The organism is Planktothricoides raciborskii GIHE-MW2, assembly GCF_040564635.1.
In the GTDB taxonomy this organism is placed as follows: domain Bacteria; phylum Cyanobacteriota; class Cyanobacteriia; order Cyanobacteriales; family Laspinemataceae; genus Planktothricoides; species Planktothricoides raciborskii.
In genome coordinates this window covers 1,131,529-1,151,256 of sequence record NZ_CP159837.1, presented here as the reverse complement: position 1 = coordinate 1,151,256, position 19,728 = coordinate 1,131,529, and the positions used below count along the sequence as shown (strand labels likewise).

The 19,728-nt window shown below is 41.3% G+C and carries 18 protein-coding genes; 12 read left to right on the top strand and 6 right to left on the bottom strand.

Going from position 1 to position 19,728, the window contains the following annotated elements; translation table 11 throughout:
* Positions 1–262 precede the first annotated feature (262 nt).
* The gene (locus ABWT76_RS04740; protein ID WP_054468516.1) at positions 263–724 is read left to right on the top strand and encodes a hypothetical protein; all 462 of its coding nucleotides are present in this window, start codon (positions 263–265) and stop codon (positions 722–724) included.
* A gap of 40 nt (positions 725–764) precedes the next feature.
* Here ABWT76_RS04740 and ABWT76_RS04735 read toward each other — a convergent pair whose 3' ends face one another.
* The 5 genes from ABWT76_RS04735 to ABWT76_RS04715 all read right to left on the bottom strand — a co-directional run bounded on the left by ABWT76_RS04735 (position 765) and on the right by ABWT76_RS04715 (position 5,808).
* On the bottom strand, positions 765–1,463 hold the full coding sequence (locus ABWT76_RS04735) for a TrkA family potassium uptake protein (protein ID WP_054468517.1): 699 nt from the start codon (positions 1,461–1,463) through the stop codon (positions 765–767).
* 51 nt (positions 1,464–1,514) lie between these two features.
* The gene (locus ABWT76_RS04730) at positions 1,515–2,849 is read right to left on the bottom strand and encodes a TrkH family potassium uptake protein (protein ID WP_054468521.1); all 1,335 of its coding nucleotides are present in this window, start codon (positions 2,847–2,849) and stop codon (positions 1,515–1,517) included.
* Positions 2,850–3,493: 644 nt separating this feature from the next.
* Positions 3,494–4,147: an endonuclease III gene (gene nth / locus ABWT76_RS04725; RefSeq protein ID WP_054468525.1), complete on the bottom strand. Its 654-nt coding sequence runs from the start codon at positions 4,145–4,147 to the stop codon at positions 3,494–3,496.
* A 274-nt stretch (positions 4,148–4,421) separates the two neighbouring features.
* Positions 4,422–5,510 (bottom strand): RIP metalloprotease RseP, encoded by a 1,089-nt coding sequence (gene rseP, locus ABWT76_RS04720; RefSeq protein ID WP_354635728.1) that lies wholly within the window; start codon positions 5,508–5,510, stop codon positions 4,422–4,424.
* A gap of 31 nt (positions 5,511–5,541) precedes the next feature.
* Positions 5,542–5,808 carry a hypothetical protein gene (locus tag ABWT76_RS04715; protein WP_354635727.1) on the bottom strand — a complete coding sequence of 89 codons (267 nt, stop codon included), beginning with the start codon at positions 5,806–5,808 and terminating at the stop codon, positions 5,542–5,544.
* 259 nt (positions 5,809–6,067) lie between these two features.
* Here ABWT76_RS04715 and ABWT76_RS04710 point away from each other — a divergent pair, with 259 nt between their 5' ends.
* The 6 genes from ABWT76_RS04710 (at position 6,068) to ABWT76_RS04685 (ending at position 11,305) form a co-directional block, all read left to right on the top strand.
* Positions 6,068–6,940, top strand: coding sequence for a DUF6816 family protein (locus ABWT76_RS04710; protein ID WP_354635726.1), 873 nt, complete (start codon positions 6,068–6,070; stop codon positions 6,938–6,940).
* A 120-nt stretch (positions 6,941–7,060) separates the two neighbouring features.
* Positions 7,061–7,561: a helix-turn-helix domain-containing protein gene (locus tag ABWT76_RS04705; RefSeq protein ID WP_354635725.1), complete on the top strand. Its 501-nt coding sequence runs from the start codon at positions 7,061–7,063 to the stop codon at positions 7,559–7,561.
* 22 nt (positions 7,562–7,583) lie between these two features.
* On the top strand, positions 7,584–7,724 hold the full coding sequence (locus ABWT76_RS04700) for a hypothetical protein (protein ID WP_156331925.1): 141 nt from the start codon (positions 7,584–7,586) through the stop codon (positions 7,722–7,724).
* Between the two features lie 26 nt (positions 7,725–7,750).
* Positions 7,751–8,164, top strand: coding sequence for a hypothetical protein (locus ABWT76_RS04695; protein ID WP_354635724.1), 414 nt, complete (start codon positions 7,751–7,753; stop codon positions 8,162–8,164).
* 357 nt (positions 8,165–8,521) lie between these two features.
* The gene (locus tag ABWT76_RS04690; protein ID WP_054468544.1) at positions 8,522–8,992 is read left to right on the top strand and encodes a DNA phosphorothioation-associated protein 4; all 471 of its coding nucleotides are present in this window, start codon (positions 8,522–8,524) and stop codon (positions 8,990–8,992) included.
* A gap of 123 nt (positions 8,993–9,115) precedes the next feature.
* A complete protein-coding gene (locus tag ABWT76_RS04685; RefSeq protein ID WP_354635723.1) occupies positions 9,116–11,305 on the top strand; it encodes a hypothetical protein in 2,190 nt (729 codons plus the stop codon).
* A gap of 343 nt (positions 11,306–11,648) precedes the next feature.
* On the opposite strand, the gene ABWT76_RS04680 is transcribed toward ABWT76_RS04685, so the two are convergent.
* Complete coding sequence (locus tag ABWT76_RS04680) at positions 11,649–13,250, bottom strand: DGQHR domain-containing protein (protein ID WP_354635722.1); 1,602 nt, start codon at positions 13,248–13,250, stop codon at positions 11,649–11,651.
* Positions 13,251–13,569: 319 nt separating this feature from the next.
* On the opposite strand from ABWT76_RS04680, the gene ABWT76_RS04675 reads away from it, so the two are divergent.
* The 5 genes from ABWT76_RS04675 to ABWT76_RS04655 all read left to right on the top strand — a co-directional run bounded on the left by ABWT76_RS04675 (position 13,570) and on the right by ABWT76_RS04655 (position 19,397).
* A complete protein-coding gene (locus tag ABWT76_RS04675) occupies positions 13,570–14,544 on the top strand; it encodes an HNH endonuclease (protein ID WP_354635721.1) in 975 nt (324 codons plus the stop codon).
* Positions 14,545–14,559: 15 nt separating this feature from the next.
* Positions 14,560–16,128 (top strand): DNA phosphorothioation system sulfurtransferase DndC, encoded by a 1,569-nt coding sequence (dndC, locus tag ABWT76_RS04670; RefSeq protein ID WP_354635720.1) that lies wholly within the window; start codon positions 14,560–14,562, stop codon positions 16,126–16,128.
* A gap of 56 nt (positions 16,129–16,184) precedes the next feature.
* Positions 16,185–18,188 carry a DNA sulfur modification protein DndD gene (gene dndD / locus ABWT76_RS04665; RefSeq protein WP_054468553.1) on the top strand — a complete coding sequence of 668 codons (2,004 nt, stop codon included), beginning with the start codon at positions 16,185–16,187 and terminating at the stop codon, positions 18,186–18,188.
* 86 nt (positions 18,189–18,274) lie between these two features.
* Positions 18,275–18,922, top strand: a complete 648-nt coding sequence (locus ABWT76_RS04660; protein ID WP_054468554.1) for a ThiF family adenylyltransferase — start codon at positions 18,275–18,277, stop codon at positions 18,920–18,922.
* Positions 18,923–19,031: 109 nt separating this feature from the next.
* On the top strand, positions 19,032–19,397 hold the full coding sequence (locus ABWT76_RS04655; protein ID WP_054468556.1) for a pentapeptide repeat-containing protein: 366 nt from the start codon (positions 19,032–19,034) through the stop codon (positions 19,395–19,397).
* The last annotated feature ends 331 nt before the right edge of the window (positions 19,398–19,728 follow it).

Here is a 19,728-nt window from a genome sequence, read left to right as displayed (position 1 = left end):
GGGTAATTTGCTTCTGTCACCCAGAAAGCACAGAAATAACCGTCAGTCAAGATAGTCTTACCCGGTCAAATCAACGCATATGACGACGGAAAAAGTCGGCAAATAGATGTTGATCGTCTATGGAGCAGCCGGGGGCTAGTTTGACTAAGCATGGCGGTGAGAAGCGATCGCATTAAACACAGCCATCCTGGGAAAATCAAGTGACTTTCTTACAGGACTAAATAAGTCCCATTTCTTTTTCTAGTCATGGGTCTATTTTGCTATGGGAATTTTTCGGGGAATGATCGTCGGTTTGTTGATTTTATGGCTGACCTTACCACTGCCCTTATTCCTTTCACCAGAAATGGTTGGGGATGAGTTCACCGATCAACCAACGGTGAGTGTCTTGCTGAACCAGCAAAAAGCGAAATCACCTCGTATGGGATTTTGGCATCAAATTAACAACAAAGCCAAGATTTTTGCGTGGATCAAGCCAACTCAATTGATGAGTCGGGTCGTGTTTGATGATCTGCTAAAAACAGAGAAATATATTGAATTAGCCTTGTTCCATTTATGGAACAGTTTGGTTAAACCCACCCGTCAAATTTTATGGCAAATGACTAGCCAAATGCAAAGGTCTTTAATGAAAAATCTAGCGGGGGCTTATTCTCGGAGTAAATTTGTTCTATCTTTTGAGGATTTAATCCATCAAACTGAGATTGTTTTAGACCCAGAAATTAGTTAAAAAATAGGTGTAGGGTGGGCATTGCCCACCCTACAGTTAACTACAAGGGGATGCGATCAATATCTTTATTGGCTCCAATCACTACCATCATCGTTCCTTTTTCCATGCGTTTATTCGGCGGCGGATTAATTTCAAACTTCTCATCAGAACCCACCGCCAGCACATTAATGCCAAACCGATTTCTCAGTTCTAATTCTGCGATGGTTTTCCCGTTAAATTGGGCAGGAACTAGCATTTCCACAATACTATGATTGGGGTCGAGTTCAAACTGATCTAAAAGTCTAGGTTTAGTCAGACTGCGGGCGAGTTCACATCCCATTTCTCTTTCGGGAAAAACTACATGATCGGCGCCGACTTTATTCAGCAGTTTCATGTGAATTTCTGAGGAGGCTTTGGCCACGACGTGCTTGACGCCCAACTCTTTTAAGTTCAAAGTGGTAATAATACTTTGGGCGAGATAATTCCCAATGGCTACAATCACCACATCAAAATCAGAAAGTCCTGCCTCCTCCAGGGCGATCGGATCGGTAGTATCTAGTTGAATTGCATGGGAGGATATTTGCTCTTTTAACGCTTGGTTAACACTCGTTTCATTGTTATCAATTGCCAGCACTTCATATCCCAAACTATGTAATGTGGAAGAGACAGCGCGACCAAAACGACCTAACCCAATCACCGCAAATTGCTTGTTGTCGGTGCGGAGATTACGCAGAAAACTTAGAGACGATAAGTTGACCATTAATGCTCCTATTAATTCTCTATGGTAAATGGCAACAAATTCAATGCTTGATTAACCAACTAATAGTTCTTCGTCGGGGTAACGAAGAGTTGTGGGCTGGGGTTCTCCCAGAATTGCATTCATCAGCAACAATGGACCGACTCGACCTATATACATGGTCAAAACCAAAACCAGTTTGGCAAAGGGAGTCAAACTGGCAGTAATTCCCGTAGATAAGCCCACTGTTGCAAAAGCAGAAACGACTTCAAACAAAATTTGAATCGCGGGAATTTCAGGGTCACTAATGCAAATCATCATAGTAGCGGCGAACACGGTAAACATCGCGGTCATAATCAGTCCGACAGCTTTCAGGACTAATTCTATGGGAATTTGCCGCTGAAAAGACAGCACTTGTTGACGGCCTTGGACAACAGTTTGCGCTGTGTTCAGTAATACTCGAAAGGTGGTGGTTTTAATCCCGCCGCCGGTACTGCCCGGAGAAGCCCCGATAAACATTAACACAATGCTGAGACATAAACCTGCGGTGGTCATTTTGCCAATATCAATGCTATTAAATCCAGCGGTACGGGTGGTGACAGATTGAAACCAAGCTGCTAATATTTTTTCGCCAAAGGTCAAACTGGCTAGGGTATTTGGATTGCTGAATTCTATGATGAAAAAGATCAGAGTACCGAAAATTAGCAGAAAAATTGTGGTGGTGGTGGCAATTTTGAAATGAAGGGAAAATATGACTCGTTGGGAACGGCCTTGTAGCCGATCGCGCATCCAGTAAAATAATTCCATCATTACTTGATAGCCGATGCCGCCCAAAATAATTAACAAGGTAATTGCCAGGTTAATTAAAGGATTTCCTACATATTGGACTAGGTTATCATAAAATAAACCAAATCCCGCATTATTAAAAGCGCTGACACTATGAAATATTGACAACCACAGCCCATAAGCTTGACCATAATTGGGGATGAAGACTAGCATCAGTAAAAAAATGCCGGTAATTTCCACAATCAGAGTGGCGGCAATAATGGATTTAACCAACTGCAAAACTCCCGCCATTCCCGGTTTATCCAAAGATTGTTGAATGGCCAGCTTTTCTCGTAACCGAAATTTGCGACCCAGTAACAATAGCAAAAAACTTGAGGCGGTCATGTAACCTAAGCCACCCAACTGAATCAGCAATACAATAATAAACTGTCCAAATCCTGTATAATATGTGCCCGTGTCTTTCACAACTAACCCGGTGACACAGACGGCGGAAGTGGAAGTAAATAAAGCAGTGATGACATCACTAAAACCGGGTTCTGTGGTTGACCAAGGCAATAGTAGTAAAATCGTACCAACGCTGATGATTGCCAGAAAACCTAGGCAAATCGTTCTGGATACTGTCATAAGATAAAATGTAATGTTTTCATCGGGTTAACATGAATCGACTTAGGCTGGGATTGACCTAAATCACTCATGGGTCTAATAATGTCAGTTATTGTGACATAATTTGACTCCTGAGACACAGAAAATCACAAATCCCCGCATATTGGGTCAGGGAACCTCAAAACTTGAGATTTTTTTGCTTTTATCAATTTTAGTGGTAAAATTTATGACAGAAATCTTAATTAGGCTTGAATTAGGCTTGAATTAGGCTTTGATTAGGCTTGAATTAGACAGAATTAGGCAGTTAGGCAGAATTAGGCAGAATTACTATTTGAGCGATCGGGGATCAACCATCAATGATATATCAATGATCTATTTTGTCAACTCAGATTCAGATTGATTTGATTGAATTAAATTTATTTATCTTTGATAAAAGAGTCAAATTATTACCATGATAATTACTAATTTTTGGCTCGCTATTTTATCGCTATTATTTTTAATAACTCGCTGACTATATGGGTTTTATGCGCCAACCGAAAATTTTTAATCATCCTGAATATTTTGCAGGCTGCTACTGGGCGGTTAGGTGTTGATGAGTTTATTTGTTGTTGGTTATTTGTTGTGAGTTGTTGGTTGGCTTTTGGGGGTTGACTGTTGGCGATCGCTCATTCATTTTTAGAGGGACAAAGTTCCGCCAAATCACAGCGATCGCACATAGGTTTTCTAGCTTGACAAACAGCCCGTCCGTGATAAATTAAGCGAATTGACCAATTTTCCCAATCTTCTTGGGGAATTAATCTAATTAAATCTTTTTCAATTCTTACCGGGTCTTGATGAGTGGTTAAGGCCAAACGATTACTTAAACGTTTGACATGAGTATCAACCGTAACTCCCTGATTAATACCATAAGCATTGGCTAATACCACATTAGCCGTTTTCCGGGCGACTCCCGGTAATTCTAACAATAATTCCATGCGTTTAGGGACTTGACCTTTAAATTTTTCCACAATTTTTTGACAAGCCCCTTGAATATTTTTCGCTTTATTACGATAAAAGCCCGTTGAACGGACTAAATTTTCGATTTCTGCGATATCAGCTTCGGCAAAAGCTTGGGCATCAGGAAACCGTTGAAATAATGCGGGGGTTACTTTATTGACTCGTTCATCGGTACATTGGGCGGATAGAATTGTGGCGACTAATAATTGTAGAGGAGTTTCATAGTTTAGGCTGCATTTCGCATCGGGATAAAGGCGCTTTAAGCGAATCAATATTTCAATAGCCCGTTGTTCTTTGGCTGCCCATTTTCGAGTAATACTCATAGAATCTATTAAATGAATGATTGAATTTAGCTTGATTCGTGGCTTGATTCGTAGGTTGGGTTGAGGAACGAAACCCCACATTATTCTTCGTTTTGGGTTTCCTTCGTCAACCCAACCTACATTTTTAAGCCTACTACTACAACAGGAGTGCTGATTGGTGCGTTACGGCTGGTCAGCCTAACCCACCCTACCACTACTACCACGGGATTGCTGGTTGGTGCGTTACGGCTGGTCAGCCTAACGCACCCTACCACTACCACGGAATTTATTCTGGTTATTCTTGGAATAACTGCTGGACAAAATCCAGTTGCGTTGTATCCCGAATAATTAGGAAAATTCCTAGACCCAATAATAGCATTAACCCGGTTTGCATCACGCCATCTTGAATATGGGTGGGTAAGGGTTTGCCTCGTAAGGCTTCTATTAGGAGAAACGCTAATTGTCCGCCATCAAGGGCAGGTAAGGGCAGTATATTCAGAATCGCTAAGTTAATACTAATTAGCGAGGCAAATTGGAATAAGTTGGCCGCATTATCTTTGGCAATATTGGCACCGATCGCCACAATTGCTACGGGGCCTGCGACTTGTTCAGCGGTTTCCCCAAAGTTGCTAATTAGCTTACCAAATCCGTTGAGGGTAAACATGGTGAGGCGCTGAAATTCATTCGCCCCAGAGACAAAAGCATCAATAATATTTGCCGCTTTATGTCTGAAAACTTCCCGGTTTTGGGCTAACTGAACCCCAATAATTCCTTTGCCGTTTTGATCGTTGGGGATAATGGTTATGGGATAGGTTTTTTCATCCCTTTGAATTATTAGAGAAAGTTCTCGGTTGGGATGATTTTGGATTTCTTGAATGAACAGTTGCATGGCTTCTTCGGAAGCCTCAAGTTTTTGGTTGTTGACTTCAAGTACAATATCTTTTGCTTGCAGTCCAGCCCGATAAGCGGCAGAGTCTTGGGACATGATTTCCGCCACAATTACTCCCGGTTGGTAGTTAAATTCTGGGATGCCAACGATGGCGACTTGACCGACTAATAGTACATAGGCAAAGATTAAGTTGGCAATTACCCCAGCACTAATGACGATCGCCCGGTCAAGAATTGGCCGGTTGCGGAGTAAATTTGGGTCATCAAGGGGAATTCCGCTGTCCGGGTCGTCGTCGGGAAATCCCACATAACCCCCCAGGGGAATGCCTCGGATGGCGTATTCGGTTTCGGGGCCTTGGTATTTCCACAATACTGGGCCAAAGCCGATGGAAAAACGATTCGCATGAATGCCTTGGAGTCTAGCGGCTAGGAAATGTCCTAGTTCATGGACGAAAATGAGTAGGGCAAGAACCGCGATCGCTGCCAATATAGACATAGAGAAATTACAGGTTTATTTTTACTTTGTTCTATTTTACGGGTTTATGTTCAGGTCTGTGTGCCTCTGGGAAAATTTCTGACCGATCTGTCAATTCCGATCCCGGAATCGAAATATTCGGGCAATTTAAGTTAACCGATCGCCCATTCGTAATTTTTCCCGCCAATGATTTATTGGTTAAAACTATAGATAATTTATTGATTAAAATATTGTAGGGGCGTTGCATGACCGCAGATAGCTTATTGCTTAAAATATTAATTGGACTGCGGTCATGCAACGCCGCCCTGACTGCGGTCATGCAACGCCGCCCTGACTGCGGTCATGCAACGCCGCCCTGACTGCGGTCAGGCTTCGCCCTTACTGTGGTCATGTTTCGCCCCAAGAGGAGATAATTTATTGGGTAAAATATTGTAAGGGCGAAGCATGACCGCATATAAGTTATTGATTAGACCCATGAATTGACTGCGGTCATGCTTCGCCCCTACGAATTTTTATGGTTTGTGTTGGGTTTCGTGCCTCAATCCAACCTACAATTTTAATTGGATTATGCCACTATTATGAAATTACTTGTAAAAGTTTGCTGGAAAGTTTGCTGGAAAGTTTGCTGGAAAGTTTGCTTAGTCTTGATGCTGGTGTTGTGGGGTAATGACTCAGCGATCGCCGGTGTTTTGGGCGATCGCATTGCCCAATTTCCCCATTGGGAAAGTAAACCCCCGGTTGAGATAGCCCAAGGAGATTTACGCTATCCTGAATGGATGGCTGGAACTTGGGAAGTCAGCAGTACCTTGGTGGATTTAGTTGCCCCTTTAGCCCCCAAATTAATCACGCCCGGATTTGAAAGTAATCGTCAGTATTTGCATCAACCAATCAAGTTTTTAGTCAAGTTTGGCGAACCGACTTATCGGCAAAATTCATCTAAGGGTAAAAAGGTTACATTGGTGCCGATTCCTTTAGTAAAAAATCAGGATTTTCGGGAAACTTTGGTCGTCGCAGATCGCGCTTTTAATGGGTTGAATATTGCCCAAGCGTATTTAGGGAATGATAGCATATTGTCGGTGAAAGTCGATCCGGAAAATCCCAATCGGCAAATTACGGGACTGCGAGGCGATCGCCAATTGGTTTCTGTGGTCACAGGACGGTTAAGTGAAACTATTGCCCCGGATGAATTTGTGGCTACAGAAATTACCCAACAAATTTTTCATGGTCAAACGGATATTTATTTAAATGAAGTGGAAACTACGACCCGTTATCAGTTCCAAAATTCCGGGGCGATTCCGCAAAGCGGATCGCGAACGCGAATCGCTGCTGACCAAATTACGGCGATTTATTTATCTCCCCAAGACCCAGATTATTTTAATGCCGGAGGTCATCCGGTGGCTTTGTATCGTTATCAGTTGGAATTATTGCCAGTTCCGACGGTTTCTCCATAAATGTTTTACCAGAGAGGTTTTACCAGAGATGTTTTAACCCAGAGGCGATCGATCATAATCACGTTATATAATAAAAGCATAATTGCCAGCAAAATGCCAGCAAAATAGGAGAATTAACCGATGACTGAAGTAAATATTGAACCCATTGTTGCCGATGAAAACGAAAAAGCTGATTTAGCCAAATTAGCACAAATATTAAATATGCTGAATAATGGTCACTCCGATCGCAAATTACAAATCCTGGATGGAGAAACCGGAGAAACCATCCCAATGCCTCAGTGTATCTTGCAGTTACTTCGCCAAGTTGTCCATCAATTTAACCAGGGAAAAGGGGTAGTTATAGAAACATTTCATCAGCCATTAACCATCAATGAAGCTGCCTATTTACTGAATTTTTCCCGGCAACATATGGTAGAAATACTCCAAAATGGTGAGATTCCGAGTACCGGAGAAGGACTTAATCGTAAAATTCAGTTTGATCATCTAATTGATTATCAGAAAAATTGGGCAAAATTGCGGCATAAAAATATTAGAGACATTGCCCAGATGAGCCATGATGCCGGTCTTTATTTTCTGGGATCTGAGTTAAGCGAACCAACCGCTAAAATATCAGCAGAATAAACGCTTAATAGGGAATAGATTGATGAAATCAGGTTTATTCAAAGTGGTCTTAGACGCTTGTATTTTATTTAAATCGTCCCTGCGAGATACTTTACTGCGTGCAGCGGAAAAAGGCATATATGATGTTTTGTTTATTGGAGTGAGACAATTCTTGAAGAAGTAAATCGGAATCTGCTCAAAACCGATAAGATGAATAGCCAGCAAGTACAGCGACTTTTATCGGCTATGCGCCAATTTTTCCCCAATGCTACAGTTAAGGGTTTTGAATTTCTGATTCCAGAGATGAAAAATGACCCAAAAGACCGCCATATCCTCGCGGCAGCAGTGATGGCTGAAGCTGATATTATTGTGACGAGCAATCTCAAAGATTTTCCCGCATCAGCTTTATCAATTTATGAAATTGAAGCTTGGTCAGCGGATCAATTTTTAATTTGTTTATTTAATGAAAATCCGCAGATTATGACGCAAATTATTATAGAACAAGCAAAACAGCTTCGTCAACCCCCAATTAGCGTCAGTGATGTGTTAAATGCTTTGGCAGTTGATGCGCCAAATTTTGTGGAATTGGTTCGATTTCATTTGCCGGATTTGTATAACGATTAAGTTGATTATATTCGTGTTTTTATTTTTAATGAGAAAAGGTTAAAGGATGATATAATCTTTCATCCTTGTTTATGGTCGGGGTTTGCTTTGGTGGGCAATTGGCGGTAATTTTTTAATTTAAAATTCTATGGGCATAGATCATTAAAATTTTCTTATGGTGGGCATTGTCCACCCTTTTTCATGGGAAAACGCCATTGCTATCCGTATAATTCCATGATTTCTCCGTAAAAATACGGGATAGCTGGGTTAATTTTTTGGGGGCGGAGATTTTGTGTCGATCGCTAAAAAATATGAGATAATGATCTATAGCGCTTTTTTATTGTTAATCATAGCCGTTAATTATAGCCTAACCGTTTTATGAGTGCTCTGAAAATTAGGATTGCTAAAGATAAAGCTGAGTTGATTAAATCCTTAACTACTTCAGAAAATAATAACTCTCCCTTTCCCACCTATGCGGATGTGATGGTGTTTGCTGCGGCTTTGGGGGCAAAACGCAAGAAGCGATCGCCTTTGGGACAAATTTCTAAAAAAGATCCCGGCCCAATTAACTTGGATATTTTTGTCACCCGTGGGTACGATGTCGCCATCAAATTATTGGCGATCGCCGAAACCAAAGACGCGAAAATTCTGGGGACTCTAGACCAAACAATGGTGGAAAAACGGCTGGAGATTTTTGAAGAATATGCCAATGGGGGGTTAGAAATTTTGCGGGATGAATTGCGCGGCGCCGTGGACTACACCGAGCAAATCATGTTAATGCTGATTTCTGAGCGGTTTAAGCAGGAAGATACCGGGCAGTTTTCTTTTGATTTGAGCAAGTTTCTGTAAAAACAAGAAACCTGGTTTCTTGTTCAAGTTCCACCGTTAACTTTGGTTTCCCGACCAGAAACCCGGTTTCTTTCTCTCACACAGGGAAACCCAGAAACAATATATATAGGAGTCAACGAAAAAATGCTAGGTCCATCAATCCAAGATTGGGAAGTTAAAACTCAAGGAACTTATGGCGAATTCCATACCCTTGCCGGAAAAGTCTCTTATTTAATGACTAAAGCCAAGCTAAAAGCAGATACTACTCCCGAAGGCATTCTGACTAAATATTTAGCCCCAGTGCGCGAAGTTCTCAATATTGACGATCTGGATTTTAACCAATTGCTGCAACGGGATCTGGATGATTACCGGGTAGCCACAGATTTAGTCGATTATTTGCTTAAACCCAATTTTGGCGGTCCGGCATTTTATACGCCGATTCTTGCAGCAGTATTACCGTTTGATGGGCCAAATCCAATCGATAGTTATCCTGAAAATCTAGATATTTCAGTTACCCAGGTTGATGGAAATACCTGGGAACAAACGCAATATGGAGAGGCATTTCGGGTGTTAAAATTCTGGGATAAGAATAATCAAATGCTGCATAAAACTCCCCTAGGTCGCTTAGATTTTAATACTAAGCACGTTAAACTGGTGGTGATTGATGGGCAACATCGGGCAATGGCATTGTTAGCGATTCGTCGCACTATCGATCGCAATTGGGATGCGGGGACTGGTGGGGCTTATCGTTATTTTTATGAGAAACGAATTAACGAGTTATTAAATAATCCGCCCCCTGATTTGTTGGAAAATATCGAATTTCCGGTCTGTATTTGTTGGTTTCCACACCCTACCTCTGACAATTCATTATGGCCAAATCCTCATAAAGCGGCGCGGAAGCTTTTTGTGGATGTAAATAAGAATGCGCGAACCCCCAGTAAATCTCGATTGATTTTGCTTTCGGATTCCGAGTTAACGTCTATTTTTGTCAGGGAATTTTTAAATCATCTCCGCACAAAAGATGCGCGGTTTCCTTTGCACGCCATTGAATACGATTATCCCCATGAACAAGGGGAAGGGGTGCCAGTTCGCAAGACGGCTTTAGCCAGCATTTTGATGCTGAATAGTGCTATAGAATGGGCATTACGCGGGCCAGATAAGTATATTAAAGATGTGAATAAAACGATTCAAGGAACCGCGAAAAAAACTGACAAAGACCGGCGACTTCAGTATGAATTAGAAATTAATAAATGGCTGGATTCAGAAATCGTCGATGAAGGAATGAATGGGCCGATAGCTTTTGTGAGAAATGATTTAAGGAATGAGCATTTTCCCAAGACACAGTTAAAAACATTAATTGAAAAGTTTTGGGATGGCTGGGGCAGTGTGATTATGAATATTTTTTCTGAATTTTTTCCGTTTAAATGTCACATTGAAGCCTTAAAAGACTTACAAAATAACTGGACGGCTGGGGCGGCTCATGCTATTTTGGCAAATGATGCGATGTTCAAAGGGTTAGGGATTTACTGGACTCTTAAAGAAGATCACGAGCAATGGTTAAAAAATAATCAAACGGCTCGCTTGGATGGTGGTACAGTTCAAGATAAAACTGAAACCGTAAAAGCTTGGGAAATTATTCAATATAAAGAAAAAGAGTTTGAGCAGGAACGTGCCAAGAAATTATTTAACCGGAAACGAGAAATTAATGATGAATTATTGAAAACTGCCGACAATATTTACAAGTGGCTGTTTACTCAGGCTTTTTTATCTGGTGCGGTCTTAACTTTGGCGAGTCTAAAACACGATTTAGGGTATGATGCCAAGACTTTTAAAGAACGGGCTGAAGTTTGGATCCGGTCTTGGAATTTGGCCTTAGAATTATCATTAGATCGGATTAAGATATTCGATCGCCAACAAGACTATGCTTTTTTAGACTTTACCACACTATCTCCCGCTGATGCGGTCTATTTCCGGTATCTCTTATTAGAGTTTATGCAAGTTTCTCGAAGCGAGGAATTTACCCCGGAAGAAAAAGAGGCGATCGCCCGTCTTTTAAGTCAAGCAAGAAAATTGTATTTAGACGCTTTGGTAAAAGACGAAGAAAAAACCCTGAAAAAGAATTATCCCAGTATGACTTCTAAAGTTTGCCAACAAAAAGCCAATGTTAAGGCTAAAAACCGGATGAGTAAATTTTGTCGGAAATGGTTTGGCATTACTTCACAGCAATTTAGTGACTGGTTAGAGAATTTTGATAGACCATTAAATCAGGAAATTTCCACTTTAAACGAAAGTGAATATTCATATGAAGAGTCTGATTTTGATGATGATAATTGAGGTTTAATGGGGCGGGTAAAAATTGGCAACTCCTAGGCAGTTGGCAGCGGATAGTTGGCAAGGGATGGGTTGACTGTTTTAGTCATAAATAGTGATTGGCAACCGATGGGATAATGGTTTTTCTCTCTGTGTCCTTTGTGTCTCTGTGGTAAAAAAAATCACATTTTATTTTTTGATCGGCAGCGGATAGTTGCCAACGGATAGATTAACTGTTTTAGTCATAAATAGTGATTGGCAACCGATGGGATAATGGTTTTTCTCTCTGTGTCCTTTGTGTCTCTGTGGTAAAAAAATCACCTTTTATTTTTCCATTACCCCATCAGTTATCCCATCCGTTGCCAAATTACCCCAAAATAGGAGGCAAAACGATTTTTTTCGGCTCCACAAATTTACCATCAAAGTTCATGGCTTGACTGCCAAAAGTACGAGCTATCGCCACTTCTTTCCGCAGATTAGCTCGCTCATAATTGTCAGTAATTCCCCCTAAAAGATACACCAGCAACTTGGCCGCTAAATCACGACCAGCCACTAACACCCGCTTGCGATTTGGGTCGTATAATATCCCATACCAAATAGACTGGGGATGTTCCATGCCACTAAAACCGCCGTCTGTATCAAACCGGCTAAGTTTTTCAAATAAACTCTCCAGAGAAAATCCTTTTTCATAGACTAAAATACCCATCGCTTGAGCAAAAGCAACCTGACCCACGGGACGGAAAAGAAAATTCCCCTCACCGCCGCTTTTTTCATGGCTAAATCGGCGCATTTTTGGGGTTTCGGCTTCATATTCTAAACGTTCATAACTTAATAACTTGCTTAAATGGTCGAAAAGCTGACTAAATTCAGCCACTCCAGCTTCTAGTTCTTCATCTTCGGGACGCATGGGAATTAACCCTTTATTGTCTGAAGTTTGCCAAGTGGGAAAACGAGCAGATAAGTAACGCTCAGACATATCTTTGAGCGCTTGTAAAGTGGTTAAAACTGTGGATTTGCTGGCGACCGTAGCACTATCCCAATTAACGCGAGGTTTGCGATATTTAGTTTCTTTAAATAAAGGATGTTGGACGGCAATTTTCCGAGCCACAATGGAAAAACCATCATCTTCATTTAGTACCGCTAATTGGCCTTTGCTGAGGTTAACGGCCATGAGGTTAACATGGACAAAAATAGACCTAACTCGCAAGCGGGCTTCTTCGCGAGTTTCCCCTTTCACGACGGCGGGGATAAATTCAATGCCGATTTTTTCATAGGCTAAAGTTTGGACATGGTTGGGTTCAACTTGATATTGCTTTTGTAGGTCTTCAATGGTGATGGGATTACCGATCGCCTTTTTCTGTTTGTTATAGCGTTGAATTTTGCCGGTTTTAATTAGTTGCATTAACCCTTGAACGCCCATGAGTCGGTGTTGGCCATCTAGGGCAAAAATAGAGACTTTTTCAGTAATGTCTAATAGTCCTACGGTGCCATCTTTATCTAATGGGGTGAAATCGGCGGCGGATTGGCGGGCGCGTCCTTGTTCGTCCCATTCGTCCGCGTGGGGGTCGTCTACCCAACTGGCGCTGAGGACAACCAGGACGGCGGGGAATTTGTGGGCTTTGCGGGCGACCAGATACAGGCTGAGGGGCGCTTGTCTAGACCAGTCGAGGGGTCGTTGCAAGATATCGTCGATGGTTTCCTCGTCCCGGATTACGTTGTCGGTTTCCGGGTCAAATTTTTTGCGGAATAGGGGCAGTTGCGAGGCAAAACGGACTCGACTGTCTAGCCATTCTAAGGTCACGGATCCAATGAAGGCTTCGGTGTTGCCCATGTGAGTCTGCTGGACTAGGAGGCGATCGCTTCTGGACAAATGGCGATCTAATAGCAGGGCTAGGGCTTCTCGGTCTTGCTGATCCTGTTCCAGTATTTGCTTGGCAATGTTCGGAGGTTGTTTGGGGTCGCTGTTCATGGTTGCTGAGGAGCAATTTTTGTAAAGTTTTTGAAAATCGCTGGTTAATATGCTACGATACTTTTGCAGTTTTTAAAAAATAATGCGGTCTAGATAAAAACTACCTAGGACGCCGATGCCTAATGCACATTTTTGTTTTTTTGTCAATATTTTAGGGTGCAACTATGTTCCAGAGTAGAGGCGATCGCTTTTGCCGATATTCCCCAATTGCGATTTGCTTAATTGCTGATTGGTGACAGTGTTTGGGTGGGTCGTTCACCCCAGAACATGACTCTTTAGTGGTATTAGTGGGCGATCGATTTTCTAGAGGAAATGAAAAATGAGTAACAGTGAATCATCAAAAAATCAGAATCGGGATATAAATTACTATTCAGAAATTTTTTCTAGTTTGAATGTAAGTCGGAATAAAACCAAGGGACAGGCTTATTATAAGCCTATTTTACTTTTATCAGTAATTGATTTAATTACACAAGGAACAATCCAAGATAATAAAATATTTGTCTCAGATGAATTAATTGATAACTTTAAAAAATACTGGAATGTCTTATCGTCTGATTCCTCGTATAAAGGCGGTTTACATTATCCATTTTTTCATTTACAAAGTGAGGGATTTTGGCATTTAAAATTTACAGACAAATTTAATGGCTTACAACCCAAAACTACCAATAAGCTAAAAGAAGCAGTTGAATATGCTAGTTTGGATCTAGAATTATTTGAATTATTGCAAGATAATAATTCTCTGCAAGAATTGATTGATACTCTGATTGCTGTCTGGTTCGCCGATTACCAACAAGAAATAGAAGATATTTTACGAGTCAATGAATCATTACAAGAAAACCATAACCAACAGCCACAAGATGATGAATTTTCCGATTTCGAGAAAAAACCTAAGTTAGTCATCAGAAAAGCATTAGTCAGAAATTCTTTCTTTCGTAAAGCAGTTGTTCATGTCTATGATTACCGATGTGCAATTTGTAGATTAAAAGTCACAAGAAACTTAACTCAAAATATTGTCGATGGAGCGCATATTCAACCATTTGCACAGTTTTATAACAGTCATATTAATAACGGACTTTCACTGTGTAAAAATCATCATTGGGCATTCGATCGCGGTTGGTTGAGTATAGATGATAATTATAGAATTTTAGTAGCTGAAGATTTACAAGAAGATTCACCGAATGCCAAGCCATTAAAAGAGTTTCATTTTGAAAATATTTCTTTACCAAATTTAGAGCAATATTTTCCCAGTATTAAAGCATTAGACTGGCATAGAAAAAATATATTTAGACCATAAGCAGAGGTGAAAAAAGTGGCAGAGACACAAACATTACTATTCCCAGGACGTAGTGTTGATCAGCTAGTTGAAGATATCAAATTTTTAACCGCTGAAATTCAAGAATTATATTGTGCGGATGATATCCCTTGGATTATTGGTGTATCTTGGGGAAAAGATAGTACCTCTGTTTTACAGTTGGTTTGGAATGCGATCGCCGAATTGCCTAAAGAAAAACGCCAAAAAACCATTTATGTAATTACTACAGATACATTAGTTGAGAATCCGATTGTTGCTGCTTGGGTGAAAAAATCGATGGAGCGTCTGAGAAAAGCAGCAAAAGAAAAAGAAATGCCGATTCAGGCACATCTTTTAAAGCCAGAAATTTCTCAAACATATTGGACTGGTTTAATTGGCAAAGGTTATCCAGCCCCTCGTCACAAATTTAGATGGTGTACTTCGCGATTAAAGATCGATCCATCTAACCGATTTATTCGCAATATTGTCCGTTCTAATGGTGAGGCAATTGTAGTTTTAGGTATTCGCAAAACTGAAAGTATTAATCGCGCTAATATTATGACTAAGCGTGAAGCTAAAAGAGTGCGCGATCGCCTGAGTCCACATCCTCATTTGCCGAATTCTTTACTTTATAGCCCAATTGAAGATTGGCGGACTGATGAAGTTTGGCTATATCTAATGCAATGGGAAAATCCCTGGGGACATAGCAATAAAGATTTATTCGCCATGTATCGAGGAGCCACTGCGGATAATGAATGTCCGTTAGTAGTAGATACTTCAACCCCTAGTTGTGGTAGTTCACGGTTTGGTTGCTGGGTTTGCACCCTGGTAGATAGCGATAAATCTTTAAACGCTATGATCCAAAATGACGAAGAAAAAGAATGGCTACAGCCTCTCGTTGATTTTCGTCTCGAATTAGATATATGGAACGAACACGATAAAAGAGACTTTCGCCGAATTTGGGGTACGGTTCAACTCTTTGAACGGAATATTGATGGCAAAATTTCTGTCAAACCGATTCGTGGGCCATATACTAAAGAATATCGAGAATATTTGCTCAGGAAACTGCTGGAAGCGCAAACAGAAATTCGGCGAACTGCCCCGGAAGACATGAGGGATATTACCCTGATTTCTGATGACGAACTCAGCGAAATTCGCCGGATTTGGCTGGAAGAAAAACACGAGTTAGATGACAGTTTGCCGAAAATCTATGAAGAAGTCACCGGGCAACCTTTTAATGACCCGCGAGTAGGAGTTGCCAAAAAACTATTAGGCAGCGATGAATGGGAAATTCTTCAGGAAATTTGTGCTGAAGATTCGATGTATTTAGAACTGATGTCAAAACTGATTGGCACCGAATCCCACTATTACGTTAAACGACGCGGCATTTTTGAAGCGTTGGATGGTTGCTTTGAAAGTAGTTCCCGTGATGAAAAAGACGCGGTAGGAACTGCTTATTATCAGCGGGATTTAAAGGTTGCCGCTGGTGGTGGGGGTATTGATGAGGTGAAACAGCTTGAGTTAAACCCTTGGTCGGACGTTAAATATGGGCAGCAAGGAGTGGATGCGGTGGATGGTGATGATTGATTTGAACAACAGATAGATAACGGATTCGCAACCCATAACCACATATATAATCAACCATGATTCTCACTGAACTTGTCTTAGAAAATTTTGGCCCTTATGTGGGCAAACAAATCATTAACTTTCACCCGGAAGCCGAAGCTGGAGAAACCCGCCCGATTATCCTATTTGGCGGCATGAATGGGGGCGGAAAAACTACCCTGATGGATGCAATTCGCCTCGCTTTATATGGGTCACGGGCGCAATGTTCCACGCGGGGAAATTTGAGTTATGGTGATTTTCTCTCTCAATGTGTGAATCGCCAATCTCCGTTTACGGATAAAAGCCGTTTGGAGTTGGCTTTTAAACATATCGATCGCAATCGCTGGGTGGAATTAAGAATTGTCCGCTATTGGACAAAAAACCCCAAAGACGGCAAAGATACGTTAGGGATTTTAGAGTGGAATGAAAGTCAGCAAGATTACTGGAAAGACGATTATCTAACGGAAACTTGGGACGAGTATATTGAAAATCTGCTGCCCCTGGGAATTTCTAACCTATTCTTATTTGATGGGGAACAGGTGAAAGAGTTAGCAGAACAAGAGGTTCCCCCCTCGACGGTGGTCAAAGCGATCGAGTCCCTGCTGGGCTTGGAATTAATCGAAAGGCTATCTATTGATATTGATATTCTCGTCAAGCGGAAACAAAAGAAGCTGGCGAATTTCCAACAAAAAATTAGTTTAGATGAAATTGACATCAAGCTGAAAAAATATCAGGCTGAGTTAGCGGAGGCACAAGCGGAGGAAGCTACCCTAAAAACTCAGTTGGAAAAAGCCGAAAAAAAAGCCAAAGAAGCCAGCGATCGCTTTCTCTCGGAAGGGGGTAAAATTGCCTCAAGAGAAGCAGACCTGGAAAGACAAAAAGCCGATTTAGAGGGGCAAATTGAGCGATCGCGCCAATATTTACGAGAATTAGCCGCCGAAAAATTACCCTTAGCATTAATTCAACCATTGCTAATAGCGGCCCGTACCCAAGGGGAAAGAGAAACCAAGCGACAACAGGCAAAAAATGCTCAAGCTTTAGTCCAAGCAACGGGCGATCGCCTCTTAGAGTATATCAAAAACTTAAAATTAAAAGCCGACCAAATCAAAAAAATTGACCAATTTTTAGCGGACGAAAACCAACAACTATTAGATCAAATTGGTGCCGAAAAAGATGCCTGGTTAGCAGCGGACGAAAAAGCCTTAGAAACTCTGGGCATTGTGGTGCAATCTGACTTAGGCGATCGCATCAAATCCGCCCAACAAACTCGCGCCGAAATTGACCAGCTAGAACTGCAACTCAACGCCATAGAAAAACAACTGGCAGTTGCCCCACCGCCGGAAATCTATGAACAGTTAAAAAACGCGGTACAAAAGACCCAAACCGCCTTAATCAAAGCCAGAATTAACTATGAAAACGCCCAGCATCTCGTTGTCCAACTAGAACGAGAAATTAACAAAGCCAAAAAAGAATTAATCAATTATGTAGACAACACCATTGAACGCCAACAAGATGAACATACAATTAAAACAGCGGCCAGAGTCCAAGACACCCTAAAACTATTTCGGGAAAAATTAACCATCAAAAAACTCAGTAAACTCGAAAAAGAAGTCACCGACTGTTTCCGCTATTTACTCCATAAATTAGATTTAGTTCACCGGGTAGCCATTGACACCAAAGACTTTAGCCTTTCTCTCTACGATCTCCAGGGAGAACCCGTGCCCAAACATCGAATTTCTGCCGGGGAAAAACAACTATTAGCGATCGCCTTTCTCTGGGGACTTGCCCGGGTTTCGGGACGGGAACTTCCGGTAGCCATTGACACCCCATTAGGTCGTCTCGACTCCGAACACCGGCAAAACTTAATTGAACGTTATTTTCCCGCCGCTTCTCATCAAGTAATTCTCCTATCTACCGATACAGAATTAGGCAAAGAGGAAGTGAAAAAACTCCGCAAACAAAAGGCGATCGCCCGGGAATATCTCCTAAAATATAATGGAGAAACCCGCCAAACCAACATTGAACCCGGTTATTTTTGGTAAACAAAGGTAAGCTAAAAATAGCTGGGCAATGCACATATAGCGATCGATATTTTTGCCGGTGATTTACCATAGAAAAAACTAAAAAAATGTCTATATTTTTTCACGAACAAATCTATAGAACATCAGAAGTCATGGCAAAACTAAAAACATTGCCCGTGACAGTGTGCGGCGCCGGGGCACTAGGGGCTAATCTTACGGAAAGTTTAGCCCGCAGTGGCTTTAGTCAACTCAAAACCATCGATCGCGATCGCATAGAAGAACGCAACCTATCCACCCAACCCTATTATCGCTCAGATATTGGCGCATTCAAAGCCAAAATCTTAGCCAATAGTCTTTATCGGGCTTTAGGGGTAAAACTGGAAATTGAAGCCAAAGAATTAACCCCCCAAAATGCCAAGCAACTTATTAGTAAACCGGGATTAGTCATTGATACCTTTGACAATAGCATTAGCCGCCAAGCGGTCAAAGATTACTGCACCACCAACAACATTCCTTGTTTGCATCTGGGAATGGCCAGTGACTATGCCGAAATCATCTGGAACCAAGATTATCGCGTCCCCTCACCCACCAACGATGACATTTGTGAATATCCCTTAGCCAGAAATTTAGTCACCCTAACAGTGGCCGTTGCTTGTGAAGTCATCATCAACTTTACCGCCACCGAAAAACAGCAGAGTTTTACTGTCACATTAGGAGATTTTGCCATTAAACCGTTTCTCGCGGCTCAGTCCTGACCAATTATGTGCCACTTAAGCAAGTGGCTAGTTTTACCAGCGCAACCGCTAAATTTCTCCATAAACTAGAGTGGTTAAATAAATTAATCAATTGGAGATCGACTGCAATATGCAACCGGAAGAACTGCTAAAACGATATCAATCTGGAGAGAGAAATTTTAGTTCTATTTCTCTCCATCAAGGACAACTGAGCGATGCTAATTTAGCCAAAATTATTCTCGAAAAAGTAGATTTAGCCGATGCAGATTTAGAAAATGCCAACCTAAGTGGCGCCAACCTCCGGGATGCCAATTTAAGCGGGGCTTGGTTATTTGCTGCTAACCTTAAAGGAGCGATACTAAAAGGAGCCAATTTAAGCGGCGCTTTTCTGGGTTTAGCAGACCTGAGAGGGGCTGATTTAAGTCAAGCCAATTTAGAAGGAGCTTATTTAAAAACTGCCAACCTTGAAGGAGCAATTTTAAAAGAGCAATCTTAGCCGATAGTTATATCTAGTAAATTGATAAATTGTTATACTTTCAATGTTTTTAAAATTTTGATAATTTTTGATAATTTTAATTGCTCATGTAGTAAAAAATGTGATGAATTCTAAATTATATCTCTTGCCAAATAACCGATAGATCCCCCAAACCCCCTTTTGAAGGGGGGCTAGGGGGGTGGGGGCTTTGTACGAATTTTGCATTCTTGTCTATTGGATATGCTGTTTTTTTTGTAAACAGTAACTACGAGCAAACATATAATAATTAACATAGTTCTCTTATAATCCGGGGCTAATTTTTAGCTAATTTTTCACCGGATCTAAACTTATC

Excerpts from the sequence above, each read along its gene's own strand:
- ABWT76_RS04700 (WP_156331925.1), top strand. The coding sequence starts at position 7,584 with ATGAAATCAGGTTTATTCAAAGTGGTCTTAGACGCTTGTATTTTATTT.
- ABWT76_RS04730 (WP_054468521.1), bottom strand. The coding sequence starts at position 2,849 with ATGACAGTATCCAGAACGATTTGCCTAGGTTTTCTGGCAATCATCAGC.
- ABWT76_RS04740 (WP_054468516.1), top strand. The coding sequence starts at position 263 with ATGGGAATTTTTCGGGGAATGATCGTCGGTTTGTTGATTTTATGGCTG.
- ABWT76_RS04660 (WP_054468554.1), top strand. The coding sequence starts at position 18,275 with ATGTCTATATTTTTTCACGAACAAATCTATAGAACATCAGAAGTCATG.
- ABWT76_RS04690 (WP_054468544.1), top strand. The coding sequence starts at position 8,522 with ATGAGTGCTCTGAAAATTAGGATTGCTAAAGATAAAGCTGAGTTGATT.
- rseP (WP_354635728.1), bottom strand. The coding sequence starts at position 5,510 with ATGTCTATATTGGCAGCGATCGCGGTTCTTGCCCTACTCATTTTCGTC.
- ABWT76_RS04695 (WP_354635724.1), top strand. The coding sequence starts at position 7,751 with ATGAATAGCCAGCAAGTACAGCGACTTTTATCGGCTATGCGCCAATTT.
- dndD (WP_054468553.1), top strand. The coding sequence starts at position 16,185 with ATGATTCTCACTGAACTTGTCTTAGAAAATTTTGGCCCTTATGTGGGC.
- ABWT76_RS04710 (WP_354635726.1), top strand. The coding sequence starts at position 6,068 with ATGAAATTACTTGTAAAAGTTTGCTGGAAAGTTTGCTGGAAAGTTTGC.
- ABWT76_RS04715 (WP_354635727.1), bottom strand. The coding sequence starts at position 5,808 with ATGACCGCAGTCAGGGCGGCGTTGCATGACCGCAGTCCAATTAATATT.
- ABWT76_RS04685 (WP_354635723.1), top strand. The coding sequence starts at position 9,116 with ATGCTAGGTCCATCAATCCAAGATTGGGAAGTTAAAACTCAAGGAACT.
- ABWT76_RS04735 (WP_054468517.1), bottom strand. The coding sequence starts at position 1,463 with ATGGTCAACTTATCGTCTCTAAGTTTTCTGCGTAATCTCCGCACCGAC.
- ABWT76_RS04705 (WP_354635725.1), top strand. The coding sequence starts at position 7,061 with ATGACTGAAGTAAATATTGAACCCATTGTTGCCGATGAAAACGAAAAA.
- ABWT76_RS04655 (WP_054468556.1), top strand. The coding sequence starts at position 19,032 with ATGCAACCGGAAGAACTGCTAAAACGATATCAATCTGGAGAGAGAAAT.
- nth (WP_054468525.1), bottom strand. The coding sequence starts at position 4,147 with ATGAGTATTACTCGAAAATGGGCAGCCAAAGAACAACGGGCTATTGAA.
- ABWT76_RS04675 (WP_354635721.1), top strand. The coding sequence starts at position 13,570 with ATGAGTAACAGTGAATCATCAAAAAATCAGAATCGGGATATAAATTAC.
- ABWT76_RS04680 (WP_354635722.1), bottom strand. The coding sequence starts at position 13,250 with ATGAACAGCGACCCCAAACAACCTCCGAACATTGCCAAGCAAATACTG.